Annotated in this window: 11 protein-coding genes; 1 reads left to right on the forward strand and 10 read right to left on the reverse strand. The window is 65.8% G+C overall.

Annotated elements, in window-relative coordinates:
- The first annotated feature begins 57 nt into the window (after positions 1 to 57).
- Positions 58 to 876 carry a Sir2 family NAD-dependent protein deacetylase gene (locus tag CH268_RS13710; protein WP_094664773.1) on the forward strand — a complete coding sequence of 273 codons (819 nt, stop codon included), beginning with the start codon at positions 58 to 60 and terminating at the stop codon, positions 874 to 876.
- On the opposite strand, the gene proB is transcribed toward CH268_RS13710, so the two are convergent.
- The 10 genes from proB to CH268_RS13760 form a co-directional block, all read right to left on the reverse strand.
- Entirely contained in the window at positions 849 to 1,928 is a 1,080-nt protein-coding gene (gene proB, locus CH268_RS13715) for a glutamate 5-kinase (protein WP_370878787.1), read from the reverse strand. The two genes, CH268_RS13710 and proB, sit on opposite strands and share 28 nt — an antisense overlap.
- Before the next feature lie 62 nt (positions 1,929 to 1,990).
- Positions 1,991 to 3,442: a GTPase ObgE gene (obgE, locus tag CH268_RS13720; protein WP_032368196.1), complete on the reverse strand. Its 1,452-nt coding sequence runs from the start codon at positions 3,440 to 3,442 to the stop codon at positions 1,991 to 1,993.
- A 171-nt stretch (positions 3,443 to 3,613) separates the two neighbouring features.
- A complete protein-coding gene (gene rpmA, locus CH268_RS13725) occupies positions 3,614 to 3,877 on the reverse strand; it encodes a 50S ribosomal protein L27 (protein ID WP_027497554.1) in 264 nt (87 codons plus the stop codon).
- A 59-nt stretch (positions 3,878 to 3,936) separates the two neighbouring features.
- Positions 3,937 to 4,248, reverse strand: coding sequence for a 50S ribosomal protein L21 (gene rplU, locus CH268_RS13730; RefSeq protein WP_027497555.1), 312 nt, complete (start codon positions 4,246 to 4,248; stop codon positions 3,937 to 3,939).
- 233 nt (positions 4,249 to 4,481) lie between these two features.
- Entirely contained in the window at positions 4,482 to 8,081 is a 3,600-nt protein-coding gene (locus CH268_RS13735; protein WP_094664631.1) for a translation initiation factor IF-2 N-terminal domain-containing protein, read from the reverse strand.
- A 487-nt stretch (positions 8,082 to 8,568) separates the two neighbouring features.
- Complete coding sequence (gene ndk / locus CH268_RS13740; protein ID WP_027497557.1) at positions 8,569 to 8,988, reverse strand: nucleoside-diphosphate kinase; 420 nt, start codon at positions 8,986 to 8,988, stop codon at positions 8,569 to 8,571.
- 67 nt (positions 8,989 to 9,055) lie between these two features.
- Positions 9,056 to 9,445: a DUF4233 domain-containing protein gene (locus CH268_RS13745; protein WP_027497558.1), complete on the reverse strand. Its 390-nt coding sequence runs from the start codon at positions 9,443 to 9,445 to the stop codon at positions 9,056 to 9,058.
- Positions 9,442 to 10,872 (reverse strand): bifunctional tetrahydrofolate synthase/dihydrofolate synthase, encoded by a 1,431-nt coding sequence (folC, locus tag CH268_RS13750; RefSeq protein ID WP_052053192.1) that lies wholly within the window; start codon positions 10,870 to 10,872, stop codon positions 9,442 to 9,444. Before folC ends, CH268_RS13745 begins: the two co-directional genes overlap by 4 nt.
- The gene (locus tag CH268_RS13755) at positions 10,873 to 13,542 is read right to left on the reverse strand and encodes a valine--tRNA ligase (protein ID WP_094664633.1); all 2,670 of its coding nucleotides are present in this window, start codon (positions 13,540 to 13,542) and stop codon (positions 10,873 to 10,875) included.
- Between the two features lie 9 nt (positions 13,543 to 13,551).
- On the reverse strand, positions 13,552 to 15,552 hold the full coding sequence (locus tag CH268_RS13760) for a S9 family peptidase (RefSeq protein ID WP_094664635.1): 2,001 nt from the start codon (positions 15,550 to 15,552) through the stop codon (positions 13,552 to 13,554).
- Positions 15,553 to 15,578 lie beyond the last annotated feature (26 nt).

Here is a 15,578-nt window from a genome sequence, read left to right on the forward strand (position 1 = left end):
CTGGACGAGGTGAATGCTCCGACCGCGCCCGCGGAAACGTATCGGCAATTGCTCTCGATGCTGGACGGAAGAACTGTTGCAGTGCTCACCGGTGCCGGCATGTCGACCGACTCCGGAATTCCGGACTATCGGGGTTCGAAGTCACCACCGCGCAATCCGATGACTTTTCAGCAGTTCATCGGTGATGCCGAGTTCAGAAGGCACTACTGGGCGCGTAATCACGTGGGTTGGCGACACATGGACGCGGCAGTGCCCAACGACGGCCACCGAGCCCTGACCCGTCTCGAACGCGCAGGAGTCGTCACCGGCATCATCACCCAGAACGTCGATATGCTGCACACCAAGGCCGGCAGCCGCAACGTCATCGATCTCCACGGTGTCTACGCCCGCGTGCGCTGCCTGAACTGCGAGCGGTTGGTGTCGAGGTTCGAGTTGGCCGGACGCTTGGATCGAGCCAACCCCGGCTTCGTCGAATCCGTTGCTCCGGCCGAGGGCGTCGAGATCGCACCCGATGCCGACGCGATCATCTCGTCCACCGCGCATTTTCGGATGGTCGATTGCGAATCCTGTTCCGGCATACTCAAACCCGACATCGTCTATTTCGGCGAGAGTGTCCCCAAACCGCGCGTCGCCGAGGCCTTCGACCTCGTCGATCGCAGCGACGCGCTGCTGGTGCTGGGGTCCTCGCTGACCGTGATGTCGGGCCTGCGATTCGTCAGACACGCGTTCAAGACCGGCACGCCCGTTGTCATCGTCAATCGGGGTTCTACCCGTGGCGACGAATTCGCCTCTCTCACACTGCATACCGGCTGTTCGGAAACAGCGACAGCGCTGGCTGACGCGTCCGATCAGGCGCGGACGAGATCGTCCGCGTGAACCACCGGACGCTGTAGCTCCGCGGCCAACTCCCCCGTGGACCGCCCGAGCATTCCGGACAACTCCCCGGAGTCGTAGGCGACGACCCCACGGGCCACCAGTACACCGTCGGTATCGACAAGAGAGACGACGTCTCCGCCGTGAAAAGAACCGGACACGGCCGTGATCCCCGCAGACAACAACGACCTGCGCCGCTCGACGACTGCTCGCACGGCACCGGCATCGAGGTGTAGCTCGCCTGCCGCGTCGGCCGCATGCCGCACCCAGAACTTTCGTGCCGACAACCGCGTCGGGCGCGCCGCGAAGGCGGTGCCCACTGCGGACGTCGTCAGAGCGTGAGCAGCATCGGATGCCGCGGCCAGCAGCACCGGAACCCCGGCGTCGGCCGCCAGGCGCGCAGCAGAGAGTTTGGAGGCCATACCGCCGGTACCGAGCGCTCCCCCGGACCCGGCGACGACGCCGTCCAGATCTTCCGGGCTGGTCACCTCGGGGATCAACGTGGCCGAACCCTTGCGCGGGTCACCGTCGTAGAGCCCGTCCACATCCGAGAGCAGGAACAGCGCGTCGGCACCGACGAGGTGTGCCACGAGTGCCGCCAACCGATCGTTGTCACCGAACCGAATCTCGGCGGTGGCCACGGTGTCGTTCTCGTTGACGATCGCTACTGCGCCGAGCGACCGTAGCCGATCCAAGGTGCGCTGCGCATTACGGTGATTGGTTCGCCGCGCGATGTCCTCGGCGGTCAGCAACACCTGCCCGACCGTGCGGCCGTACCGGTGGAACGACGAACTCCAGGCGTTGACCAGAGCAAGCTGACCTACGCTCGCCGCAGCCTGCTTCGTTGCGAGGTCACGTGGGCGTCTGGTGAGACCGAGTGGGGCCATGCCTGCACCGATCGCGCCCGACGAGACGACGACCACGTCGGTGCCGCTACGCATCCGCGACTCGATGGCGTCGGCCAACAGGTCCAGTCGAGCCAGATCGAGACCGGCATCGAGGCTGGTGAGCGCCGAGGATCCGATCTTGACCACGATGCGCTTGGCGTCGGCGATCGTACGACGGGTATCGGTGAGAGCCTCTGCGGGCGAATCGGATTCACGCACCGACACCTCGTCTACTCCTGTTCGGTATCGAGCCCGCGGCGAACCTGACGGGCGTGCTTGCGCTCGGAGGCACCGATGCGCTCGACCTGATCGAGTCGAGCATCGGTGCCGCGACCGGTCATCGTGATCTCGACACCGGCCGGGGTCTGCGGTTCCCAATCGAAGGACACGTCGCCGATGGTGACCGACGCGCCCGGCTGAGCGCCCGCCTTGATCAGTGCATCCTCGACGCCGAGCCGCGCGAGGCGGTCCGCGAGGTAGCCGACAGCCTCGTCATTGGTGAACTGCGTCTGGCGCACCCACCGTTCCGGACGGGTACCGCGCACGATGAAGCCGTCCGGGATGTCCGGATCCTTGACGACCTTGAAGCTGTCGTCGTTTCGTGCGACGGGACGCAGCACCTGACGCCGCGGCTCCGGTGCCGGGTGAGCTGTGCGGTAATCCTCGACGAGCTTCGCCAACGCGAACGTCAGAGGCTTGAGACCGGCGCGCGTCACTGCGGAGATGGTGAACACCGGCCAGCCGCGAGACTCGAATTCCGCGGTGACCATTTCGGCGAGCTCGGCACCCTCGGGAATGTCTGCCTTGTTCAGTACGACGATGCGGGGCCGGTCGGCGAGATCACCGAGGCTGGCATCACCGGACAGGGCCGGCTTGTAGGCCGCCAGCTCCGCTTCGAGAGCGTCGACGTCGGAGATCGGGTCACGGCCCGGATCCAGTGTCGCGCAATCGACTACGTGTGCGAGCACAGCGCATCGCTCGAGGTGACGCAGAAAGTCCAGTCCGAGACCGCGGCCCTGACTCGCGCCGGGGATCAGTCCGGGGACGTCGGCGACGGTGAACGTGGTGTCTCCACTGGAGACGACACCGAGGTTGGGCACCAGTGTGGTGAACGGGTAGTCGGCGATCTTCGGCTTCGCTGCGGAAAGAACCGAAACCAGCGAGGACTTACCGGCCGACGGGAATCCGACGAGGCCGACGTCGGCGACGGACTTGAGTTCGAGGACGAGTTCGCGTTCGATGCCCTCTTCGCCGAGCAGAGCGAAACCGGGCGCTCGACGAGCCTTGGACGCCAGTGCTGCGTTGCCGAGCCCGCCGCGCCCGCCGGGAGCGGCGTCGAAACGCGTTCCCTCACCGATCATGTCGGCGAGGACGTTGCCCTTCTTGTCGAGCACGACGGTGCCGTCGGGGACCTTGAGAATCAGGTCCTCTCCGTTGGCCCCTTCACGGTTTCCGCCCATGCCCTGAGTTCCGTTGCCGGCCTTCGCATGACTGGAGAAGTGGAAGTCGAGCAATGTGTGGACGTTGCTGTCGACGACGAAGATGACTCCGCCACCCTGACCGCCGTTGCCGCCGTCCGGGCCGCCGAGAGGCTTGAACTTCTCGCGGTGAACCGAAGAGCAGCCGTTGCCACCTTTGCCGGCGCTGACGTGCAGCACCACGCGGTCGATGAATCGTGACATAGCTGTCTTCGATCCTTTCTGGAAGAAAAACGGGGTGAAAAAAGCGATAGGGGCGGACCGGTCTCGTGACCCTGGTCCGCCCCTATCGGGAGCTGTGAACGTGCGCGGTGGACGTCCGACCCGGGCAGTTGCCTGCCGTGCCGGTCATCGTGAGCGCGAGCTGCAGAAGGACTAGGCCTCTACAGTGACCGGAACGATGTTCACGGTCTTGCGTCCGCGCTTGGCACCGAATTCGACTGCGCCGGGAGCGAGTGCGAACAAGGTGTCGTCGCCGCCACGGCCGACGTTGACGCCGGGGTGGAAGTGCGTGCCGCGCTGGCGGACCAGGATCTCGCCTGCGCCGACGGTCTGGCCGCCGAAACGCTTGACGCCGAGGCGCTGTGCGTTCGAGTCGCGACCGTTACGGGAGCTTGATGCACCCTTCTTATGTGCCATGTTGCATACCCTCCTCGGGGTGAATCAGCTGAAAAGAACTCGGGTCCGGTAAGACCTGGTTACTTGATGCCGGTGACCTTGAGGACAGTCAGCTTCTGCCTGTGTCCCTGACGCTTGTGGTATCCGGTCTTGTTCTTGAACTTGTGGATGCGGATCTTCGGGCCCTTGGTGTGCTCGACGATCTCACTGGCGACCGAGATCTTTGCCAGCTTGTCTGCATCTGTGGTCAGGTCGGATCCGTCTACGACGAGGACCGGAGCAAGCGAGACAGCAGTGCCGGGCGCTCCCTCGATCTTCTCGACCTTGACGAGGTCACCAACAGCGACCTTGTACTGCTTTCCGCCGGTCTTGACGATCGCGTACGTTGCCATCGGAGGGCTACCCCTTGCTTCTTCGAACTTGCTCGCGTTGCGCATGGCACCGCGACTGGTCTGGTAAAACGTGTTTGCTTGCTCCCATTCGGCCGATCCGGACCGAACTGCATCCGAACCACTCGAGAACTGTTTCCACTTGCAGGACCGCTAGGCACAACAAGACAGTGTCACCGGGAGCGACTTATCAAGGTTACGGCAGAGAGACGGCCAGGGTCAAACCGCCTCGACCCCTACACATCGATGTCCACCGGCGGGCCTGCCGGACGTGCCGCTGCCCGTCTCCTGCGCGGACGTGCGGTCGGCACGTCCACCTGCTCGACAGGCTGCTCCGCCGCCGCTGTCAGCGGCGCTGAATCGGCCACCGTGTCACCGCTACCCGAACCTGCGTCGGCACCATCGTCGGCGTCTGCCGTGGCCGAAACCACCATCAGCACACCGGCATCCGGCGCAGCACTGGTCGGCGCGGCGGCCTTCCGAGCCACCCGTCGGCCCCGTCGTGGGGTGGCCACCACCGGCTCCGGCTGGGCGGGGGTGTCGTCGGAGGACTGCGTCGCCCCGGTATCCGCGGAACCGCCGTCGCCGACGGATTCTGCAGCCGGCACCGGCTCGTGAGCCTGCGCGCTGTCCACGGTTGCCTGCACGACGTCCGCGTCCTCGTTCGCCGCTGCCGCGACAGCCACGTCCTCCGCCGAGACCACGGTGACCGACTCGTCCTTGTCGCCGGCGGAGCCGGACGTTGCTTGCGAGACCTCCGCGGGGCTGACATCGGCGACCACGTCGTCGTGGTGCGCTGCCATCGCCAGGGCCACGGGGTGTGCCCGCTTGATCGACGGGTCGACCACCGGGTGGTCGGTCCCGTCCGTCGTGCCCGACTGTCCGTTCGGCGTCGACCGCTCGGTGTTGTCGGACCGATCGTTTCCATCGGACTTGGCGTCCTTGCCGCGTCGACGCCTGCTGCCGTTGCCCGAACCGTTCGAGTCCGAACGTGACGAGCTCGGGCGTCCACCGTCGGAGTCCGGCTTGGCGTCGATCGGGAACGGATGCACGATGATTCCGCGACCCTGGCAGTGCTCGCACGTGGTGGAGAAGGCCTCGACCAACCCCGTGCCGAGCTTCTTGCGCGTCATCTGCACCAGACCGAGCGAGGTCACCTCCGACACCTGATGACGGGTCCGATCACGGCCCAACGCCTCGGTCAGGCGGCGTAGCACCAGATCGCGGTTCGATTCCAGCACCATGTCGATGAAGTCGACGACGATCATGCCGCCGATGTCGCGCAGACGCATCTGCCGAACGACTTCCTCGGCCGCCTCGATGTTGTTGCGGGTGACGGTCTCTTCCAGGTTGCCGCCGGAGCCGGTGAACTTTCCGGTGTTGACGTCGACGACCGTCATCGCCTCGGTGCGATCGATCACCAGCGTGCCGCCCGAGGGCAACCACACCTTGCGATCGAGGGCCTTGGCCAGCTGTTCGTCGATGCGGTGAGCTGCGAACACGTCCACGGAGCTGCCGTTGGCCTCGTATCGCTGCAGGCGCTCCATCATGTCCGGAGCCACGGTTTCCACGTAGTTCGACGTGGTCGTCCACGCCTTGTCGCCCTCGATGACGAGCTTCGAGAAGTCCTCGTTGAAGAGGTCGCGAATGACCTTCACCAACATGTCGGGCTCTTCGTACAGCGTCTGCGGCTGCACGCCCTTGCCTGTTTCGGCGTTCACGGACCGCTCTTCGATGCTGGCCCACTGGGCCTGCAGCCGCGTCACGTCGCGCGCGAGTTCTTCCTCGCTGACGCCCTCGGCCGCGGTCCTGATGATGACGCCGGCCTCGGGGGGAACGATGTCGCGCAGAATTTCCTTGAGTCGCTTGCGCTCGGTGTCGGGCAGCTTGCGGCTGATTCCGGTGGAACTGCCACCGGGAACGTAGACGAGGAAGCGTCCGGCCAACGACAGCTGAGTCGTCAAGCGAGCGCCCTTGTGGCCCACCGGGTCCTTGCTGACCTGCACCAGAACCTGATCGCCCGGCTTGAGGGCCTGCTCGATCTTGCGCGCGCTTCCGCCGAGACCGGCGGCGTCCCAGTTGACCTCGCCTGCGTACAGCACACCGTTACGACCACGGCCGATGTCGATGAACGCCGCTTCCATGCTGGGCAGCACGTTCTGAACGCGGCCCAGGTAGACGTTGCCGACCATCGACGCGGTGGCACTGCTGGTGACGAAATGCTCGACCAACACGCCGTCTTCGAGCACGGCAACCTGTGTGGTCAGCGGGTGATCCGGTGTCGCCTTCTCGCGCACGACCATGACGCGGTCCACGGATTCGCGGCGCGCCAGGAACTCGGACTCGGTGAGGATCGGCGGCCGACGACGGCCGGCATCGCGCCCGTCGCGGCGACGCTGCCGCTTGGCCTCGAGCCGAGTCGAACCGGAGATGCCCTGCACCTCGTCGCGCGCTGCGCGGCTCTTGTTGCGCGGCTCGCGTTCGTGCACGACGGTGTTGGGCGGGTCGTCCTCGGACGACGCAGCTGCTTCTGCCGCGGCCTCGGCTCCGGTCTTACGACGGCGGCGGCGCCGACGACGACGGCTCGAGCCGTCTCCGTCCGAATCGCCGTTGTCGGAATCACCGTTGTCGGAGTCGCCGAAGTTGTCCTGAGCGCCGGACTCGGACTCGTCGTCACTGTCCTCGCCCTGCTTGTCCGACCCGTCGGTGGTGGCGTCGGCCGTGGCGTTCTGCCGATCGGACCCGCGGCCGCGTGACCGCGAGCGACGCGAACGCCGTCCCGAACTCGAGGGCTGGTCGTCGCCGGAGGTCTCGTCGGCATCGGAATCGTCGGACTCGTCCGCTCCGGTGGACTCGCCGTCTGCCGAAGAGGCGGACGTGCTGCTGTCCGTCTCGGAGTCGGTGTCGTCCGAATCCTCGTCGGTCGAGTTGTCGTCGGACGAGTTGTCGTCGGACGACTGCTCTCCGCGTCCACGCCCACGACCGCGGCGACCGCGGCGACGGCGACGGGGCTGAGACTGGTCGTCGTCGTCTCCCGAGCCGTCCGCTGCCGAGGACGCCCCGGACTCGTCGGACGACGCATCCGATGCACCGGACTCGGACACGGGAGCACCGGACACAGCGGTGTCCTGCGCGGCGGTGTCGGCGGCGACCGTCGAGACGTTCTCGGCGACGGGCGACTCGCCGGTCGCGGGCTCGTCCGTGGCCTTGTCGGACGCAGCGTTGTTATCGGACGGTGCTTCGTCCTTGGGTGCGGCCTTGCGGCTACGTCGACGCCGTGCGGGGGCCTCGGACGGAGCATCCGCCGATTCTGCTGCGGGCTCTGCCGCTGCCGGCTGCAGGAACACCGGCGTCGCGAAGGTCGTGGCCGTGGGTTGGGCGGCCTCGGGCTCGGCCGTGGGCGCGCTGGTGAACAGCGTTGCCTCGGCAGCGGGGACCTCTACCGAGGGAGCCGTCTCGGCCGGGACCTCGACCGATGCGGGCTCGGGCTGCTGGTCTGTCGACGCGTTCGGTGCCGGCGACTCCGCTGCGGAGGCATCGGGGCCGGGTGCGGTCGGCCCGTTCACCGAATCGCGCACCGACTCGGCAACGTCTCGGCTCAGACTCGACTGCGCGCTGCGGGCTTCGATGCCGAGCTCACCGAGAGTGACGAGCAACTGCTTGCTGGTCACACCCAGAATCTTCGCCAGTGCATGCACACGCAGCCTGGTCGGCAATTCGATGGTGTCGGGTTGCACGGAAACCGCGTCGGATTTCGCGGACGACACCGCGTCGGTGTCCTCCGGATTTCCTGCGTTCGTGCTCTGTACATCTTCGGGCGGGCTTTGATCGGCCACGTAGTCTCCTCGGGCCCCCGGGCGCGTTCATCCGAAATCGGGTGTGACGCGGCCACGCGAGGGCAATCCTTGTGTACTCACGTCGGGTTGGACGTCAGCTGTTCGGTCTCGCTCTCCACAAATCGTGTGAGCCACCTCGCGAATCTCGGTGGCCGACGACGGCGTGTGCAGTGCCTGGCTGGATGGTGGTGTCTCGGCGATCCGAGCGCCTGATCATCAAGCATGAACGCGAACGAGCCTGTCTCTCGTTCGCGACTCTGCGATGACGGGCAGCGGGTCGACGACAGTCATCCGATCGATCCCACGAGCACTTTTTCTCTAGCGAACTTCGGTGGAGCTGAACAGAGGTGGAGCGTGTGAACGTACAAGTGCTGTGGGGTCGATCTCCGTCGAGTATCCCACACGCGATGATCCGTACGAGCCACGCCGCACCGATCGGACTTCGAGCGGGTGCGGCGTGACTGCGGAAGTGCTCTGCGACGGGCTTCTAGGAGGCGGTCAGGTCGGGGAACCACAGGGCGATCTCGCGCTCTGCGGATTCCACCGAATCGGATCCGTGTACCAGGTTCTGCTGACCGTCGAGGGCCAGGTCACCTCGGATGGTGCCGGGAACTGCTTTGGCGACCGGATCCGTGCCGCCGGCGATCTGACGGAAGGCTTCGATGGCACGGGGGCCTTCGAGAACCGCGGCCACCACGGGCCCGGAGGTGATGAACTCGAGAAGGTCGGGGAAGAACGGCTTGCTCTCGTGCTCCGCGTAGTGAGCCGAGGCCACGTCGCGAGAGACGGTCTTGAGCTCGAGGGCGACGATGCTCAGACCCTTCTTCTCCACGCGGCCGAGGATCTCTCCTACGTAACGCCGGGCAACTCCGTCTGGCTTGATCAGTACTAGGGTGCGATCGGTCACGTCGACGACAGTAATGGACACCGGCACCCGGTCGCGCGGCGCATGGCCCCAACCGACCGGTCCGGTGTCAGTCGCGTTGCCCGGGCAGCATGCCGCGTCGAATGCGTTCGGTGATGTCCCGGCGCAGATAGAGCAGATACAGCCACACGGCAAGGAAGATCAGACCCACGGCACCGATGGACAGATGGAACACCGCCCCGGCCATCACGAAGAACTGCAACGCGAGGTTGAGCTTCATCGCCCAGGGTTCGCCCTGTTTCCCCGCGGCCAGAATCATCACCACGGCGAGCGCCACGATATAGGTGGTCGAGAACCACGTTGCGCCGCCGCCGAGAGTCGCCACGACCGGAAGAGCGAGCAGAGTCACGATCGCTTCCAGTACCAGTGTGCCCGCCGACACACCGCGAAATCCCTTCCACGGGTCGGTTGTCGGTGGTCGAAACTCTGCTTCGCTCACGCGGGATCCTTTCCGAACAACGTGCGCGCTGCGCCCACGGTCACCACCGAGCCGGTGACGACGACCCCGGCACCGGACACGGCTTCGCCGGGCTCGGCCACTTCTTCGGCCAACCCGATCGCCGTTTCGAGCGCATCGGGCAGCGTCGACGCCACCACGACCCGCTCGTCGCCGAACTTGGCCACGGCTATGTCGGCCAATGCGTCGACATCCATCGCTCGACCGGACCCGTTGTGAGTGACGACGATGTCGTCGAACACCGGTTCCAATGCTTCGAGGATCGCGCCGACGTCCTTGTCCGCCATGACACTGACGACCCCGACGAGTTTGCGGAAGTCGAATTCGTCGGTCAGGGCGGCCGCCAGTGCAGCGGCCCCGTGCGGGTTGTGCGCGGCATCGAGAAACACCGTGGGCGCGTTGCGTACTCGCTCGAGACGACCGGGATTGACCACGGTCGCAAAGGCTTCGCGCACGGTGTCCTGGTCGAGTTGACGGTCCGGGCCCGCCCCGAAGAATGCCTCGACTGCTGCGAGAGCGAGAGAGGCGTTGTGCGCCTGGTGCTCTCCGTGCAGCGGCAGGAAGATGTCGGTGTAGACACCGCCCAGCCCCTGCAACTCCAGCTGTTGTCCGCCCACGGCTATCTGCCGACCGAGAACGGTGAACTCCGATCCGGCACGTGCCACGGCAGCGTCTGCCTGCACCGCCGCACGAAGCAGGACCTCGGATACCTCGGGTTCCTGCTTGGCGAGGATGGCCACCGTGTCCCGTGGCACGAGCAGTTCCGGTGCCTTCTTGATGATGCCGGCCTTCTCCCCCGCGATCGTGGACAGATCGTCCCCGAGGAATTCGACGTGGTCGAGACCGATCGGGGTGATGACGGCGATCTCACCGTCGACCACGTTGGTGGCATCCCAGCGGCCGCCCAGCCCGGTTTCGATGACGGCGACCTCGACCGGTGCCTCGGCGAAGGCCGCGAACGCCATGGCGGTGACGACCTCGAACTTGCTCATCCGCGGTCCACCGGCGGCCTCGGACTGTGCATCGATCATCTCGACGAACGGTGCGATCTCGTTGTAGGTGTCCACGTAGGTGCGCGGGGACACCGGACGGCCGTCGATACTGATCCGCTCGGTAGCCATCTGCAGATGCGGGCTGGTGGTGCGGCCGGTACGCCGATGGAAAGCGGTCAGCAACGCATCGATCATGCGGGTGACGGACGTCTTGCCGTTGGTTCCGGCCACGTGGATCGACGGATACGCCTTCTGCGGAGAACCGAGCAGGTCCATCAGGGCCGAGATTCGGGCGGTAGACGGCTCGATCTTCGTTTCGGGCCAACGCTTGTCGAGCTCGGCCTCGACGAGTGCGAGCTCGGCCAGGTCGACCGGGGTCGGTGGTGGTGACGGCAGGGCGTCGTCCGGCTCGGTCACTTAGCTTCCCATCGATTCGAGGCGCGCGCCGATGCGCGCGATCTCTTCGCGAGCGATCGTCTGACGAGTTCTGATCTTGTCCACCACCGCGTCCGGGGCTTTGGCCAGAAATGCCTCGTTGCCCAGTTTGCCGGTCGTCTGGGCCAACTCCTTCTCCGCAGCGGCGAGATCCTTCACCAGTCGCGCGCGTTCGGCGACCAGATCGACTGTGCCCGAGGTGTCGAGCTCGACGACGACGGTGGCCTTGCTCGTACGCACCTCCACCGATGCCGTCGCCGCGAAGTCCGCACCCGGCTCGGTCAACCGGGCCAGCGAGGTCACTGCCGAGATCTGGCCTTCCAGGTCGGCGTCACCCACTCCGACGATGCGAGCGGCGACCTTCTGCGAGGGCTTGAGCCCCTGATCGCTGCGGAACCGACGAATTTCGGTGATGAGGCGCTGCATGTCCTCGATGCGTTGCGCAGCAACAGGATCGACCGGATCGGCGGCAGGGGTCGGCCACGTGGCGACCACCAGGGACTCGCCCCCTGTCAGCACCTTCCACAGGGTCTCGGTCACGAACGGGACGACCGGGTGCAGCAGGCGCAGCACCGCGTCGAGCACGTTGCCCAGGACTCCACGGGTGGATTCGGCGATGCTCTCGTCGGCGAACTGCACCTTCGCAATTTCGAGGTACCAGTCGCAGACCTCGTCCCACGTGAAGTGGTACAGCGCCTCGCACGCCTTGCTGAACTCGTAGCGATCGAACGCCGAATCCACCTCTGCTCGAACCTGATCGAGCCGGTCGAGGATCCAACGGTCGGCGTCGGTGAGTGCGGCGCGCGACGGCAGCTCGGACGGCGCTGCGCCGTTCATCAGGGCGAACTTGGTGGCGTTGAACAGTTTGTTGGCGAAGTTGCGCGAGGATTGCGCATGGTCCTCGCCGACGGACATGTCGGCACCCGGGTTGGCACCGCGGGCCAGCGTGAACCGCAGTGCATCCGCGCCGAAGCGGTCGACCCAGTCGAGCGGATCGATGCCGTTGCCCCGAGACTTGGACATCTTCTTACCGAACTGATCGCGAATCAGTCCGTGCAGGAAGACATCTCGGAACGGAACCTGTTGGCCCTGCTTTCCTGCGGTGATGGCGTCGTCGGCTCCGACGTAGGTGCCGAACATCATCATCCGGGCGACCCAGAAGAACAGAATGTCGTAGCCGGTGACGAGTACGCCGGTCGGATAGAACTTCTCCAGTTCGGGAGTGGCCTCCGGCCAGCCCATCGTCGAGAAGGGCCACAGGCCGGAAGAGAACCAGGTGTCGAGGACGTCGGGGTCCTGCTCCCACCCCTCGGGTGGGGTCTCCCCCGGTCCCAGGCACACCGTCTCGCCGTCGGGGCCGTACCAGATCGGAATTCGGTGGCCCCACCACAGCTGACGCGAGATGCACCAATCGTGCATGTTGTCGACCCAGGCGAACCAGCGTGGCTCTTGACTCTTGGGATGAATGACGGTGTCGCCGTTGCGAACTGCGTCACCGGCCGCCTTGGCCAGGGTGTCGACCTTGACCCACCACTGCAGCGACAGACGCGGCTCGATCGGCTCACCGCTGCGCTCGGAGTGTCCGACGCTGTGCAGGTAAGGGCGCTTCTCGGCGACCACTCGGCCTTGCTCGGCCAGGGCCTCACGGACCTTGACACGCGCCTCGAATCGGTCCATACCGTCGAACTGCGTTCCGGTATCGGCGATGCGGCCGGCCTTGTCCATGATCGACGGCATCGGCAGTGAGTGCCGAACGCCCATCTCGAAGTCGTTGGGGTCGTGCGCCGGAGTGATTTTCACTGCGCCGGTACCGAATTCGGGATCGACGTAGTCGTCGGCGATGATCGGTATTTTTCGTCCGGTGAACGGATGCTCGAGGGTGGTGCCCACCAGAGCCCGGTAGCGCTCGTCGTCGGGGTGCACCGCCACAGCAGTGTCGCCGAGCATCGTCTCCACTCGAGTGGTGGCCACGATGACGTGCGGTTCGGAGTCGTCCAGCGACCCGTATCGAAGCGAGACGAGTTCACCCTCGACGTCCTCGAACTTCACCTCGATGTCGGAGATGGCCGTCTGCAGCACCGGCGACCAGTTGACCAGCCGCTCGGCGCGGTAGATCAGACCGTCGTCGAACATGCGCTTGAACATGGTCTGCACGGCCTCGGACAGGCCGTCGTCCATGGTGAATCGCTCACGGCTCCAGTCGACACCGTCGCCGATACGACGCATCTGGCCGCCGATGGTCCCGCCCGACTCGCGCTTCCAGTCCCACACCTTGTCGATGAACAGTTCGCGACCGAACTCTTCCTTGGTCTTTCCGTCGGCGGCGAGCTGCTTCTCCACCACCGACTGCGTGGCGATGCCCGCGTGGTCCATTCCCGGGAGCCACAGCACCTCGTACCCGAGCATGCGCTTGCGCCGACTCAGCGCGTCCATCAACGTGTGGTCGAGGGCGTGGCCCATGTGCAGGCTGCCCGTGACGTTGGGCGGCGGCAGCACGATGGAGTACGGCGGCTTGTCGCTGGTGGCATCGGCCTCGAAATAACCGGCATCCACCCAACCCCGGTACAGCTCGGCCTCTACCTCGCTGGGGTCCCAGCTCTTGGGCAAACGGTCGGCTGGGTTGTCTGGGGTCTCTGGCGCTGAACTGGTCACCGGTCGATTCTAGTGGCCCAGTATTCGCGGCATCGACGCGCTCTCGCCCAGGACATGCCCTGCCAGAAATGCCAGTACCACCTCGTACCAGACCTTGGCGTGTTGAGGCGTCAGAATCCAGTGGTTCTCGCCGGGGAAGTACAGGAATCGGTGCTCGGTCTCACCGTCGTCGTCGACGGGCAATCCCGATTCGCTGAGCAGTTCGTACCACAACCGCAGGCCCTCGCCGATCGGCACGCGATAGTCCTTGTCACCGTGGATGACCAGCATCGGCGTCGAGATGTCCGCGACGAACAGGTGCGGAGAGTTCTCCACCGCCATCTCGGGGGACATCTCCCGCGCCCAGTACCACGGTGCGTCGGTCGTCGGTCCGAACTGATCGAGTGCCCACAGACTGGCGTGGGTGACGATGGCGTCGAATCGGTCGGTGTGCCCGGCGATCCAGTTGGCCATGTACCCGCCGAACGAGCCACCCATTGCGGCGGTGCGCATGTCGTCGATATCGGTTCGGGCAACCGCCACATCGGTCAACGCCATCAGATCGGTGAACGGGGCACTGCCCCACGCGCCCCAACCACGCTGCACGAAGTTCTGGCCGTAGCCGGTGGACAACGCCGGATCCGGGAGCAGCACCGCGTACCCTCGCGCCACCATCAGCCATGGGTTCCACCGCCAGGACCACGTGTTCCACGAACCCAGTGGGCCGCCGTGCACCCACAGCAGCAGCGGCGCGGGCGAATCGTCCGACACACCGTGCGGCAACGCCAGCCATCCTCGGACTCGACTGCCGTCCTCGACGACGGTCTCGATCTCGGTCAACGTGCCGGGCAGGGGGCCGTTGTCGATTCCGGCGTCGAGGTCGACCACGGTGCCGTCGGACAGGTCGATCGAGACCGGGTGCGGGGCGGCCAGATACGAGGCGGCCACAGCGACTACGCGCTTGCCGTCCGACGACACATGGATGTGGGTGTACGCGTCGTCGGTATGCGTCAGGCGACGTGGCTCCGCACCCGGCTCGATCACGAAGATCGGTGACCGGCCGTCGTCGTCCGCGGTGACCAACACGCCGGACCCGTCCGGCAGCCAGACCGGACCGATCGGCCATCGATCCCAGCCCGGAGCGAGATCGGTGACGGAGTCCGTACCGAACTCATACTGCTGCAACGTCATTCGTGGCGCTTGTTCGGGAGTCGAGATCGATTCACGGACGAACGCGACGGCACGGCCGTCGGGCGAGATGGCCGGTGCACCCAGATCGGCATCCGCGTCGTCGACGATCGTGGTCCGTTCTCCGGTCCCGGTGTCGATGCGCACCAGTATCGTGCGGACGGTTGCCAGCGGGCCGGGCACCGACCACGTGGAGACGACGAAAGTGCCGTCGGCGCTGATGTCGAAGGCCGCTTCCTGCAGAGCGCCTGCCGCGTCACGCGTCAGATCACGCAGTGGTGCCGACTCGAGGTCGGTTTCCGTCTCGCCTGCGAACAGATGCGGGGTTGCGGGACCGAGATCGTGATCCCAGAAACGCACCGGCACACCGGTGTGCAGAATTGCATCCACCTTGTTCGTCTTGCGCTCTGTACGCAGGCCGTCGTCGTCCTCGTCTGTCGTGGACGAGCCGAACACCGGCGAGAAGCCGGCGAACCGATCGACGGACCGAGCCGCTCGCACGTCACCGATTCCCGCCGACCGGGTCTCGACCACGTGGGCCTCCCCGCCGGCGGCGGGCAGTATCCACAACTGTGCCGGATCATCCTCGCTGGAGCGGCGCGAGAACATCAGATCCCCGGACGCGGTGAACACCGGCGCGCTCTCGCCCAGCTCGCCGTGGGTGATTCGCCGCGCCGGAGAACGTCCGTCCACGTCGATCTCCCACAGCGACGTTCGGTACTCGGTGCGCGAATCACTCAGAGCAGCAACGACAACGACCGCACGAGAACCACTGCGATCCACCGCCAACCCCGTGACACGTCGGGCCGCGATGTACTCGTCGATGTTGTCGTAGACACTCATGCGAACGACAGTAGTGGCAACAGATC

The organism is Rhodococcus sp. 06-1460-1B (assembly GCF_002258475.1).
Classification (GTDB): domain Bacteria; phylum Actinomycetota; class Actinomycetes; order Mycobacteriales; family Mycobacteriaceae; genus Rhodococcoides; species Rhodococcoides fascians.

Bases quoted from the DNA above. Each gene is read 5' to 3' on its own strand.
- CH268_RS13710 (WP_094664773.1), top strand. From the start codon at position 58: ATGCTGGACGGAAGAACTGTTGCAGTGCTCACCGGTGCCGGCATGTCG.
- obgE (WP_032368196.1), bottom strand. From the start codon at position 3,442: ATGTCACGATTCATCGACCGCGTGGTGCTGCACGTCAGCGCCGGCAAA.
- rpmA (WP_027497554.1), bottom strand. From the start codon at position 3,877: ATGGCACATAAGAAGGGTGCATCAAGCTCCCGTAACGGTCGCGACTCG.
- rplU (WP_027497555.1), bottom strand. From the start codon at position 4,248: ATGGCAACGTACGCGATCGTCAAGACCGGCGGAAAGCAGTACAAGGTC.
- CH268_RS13760 (WP_094664635.1), bottom strand. From the start codon at position 15,552: ATGAGTGTCTACGACAACATCGACGAGTACATCGCGGCCCGACGTGTC.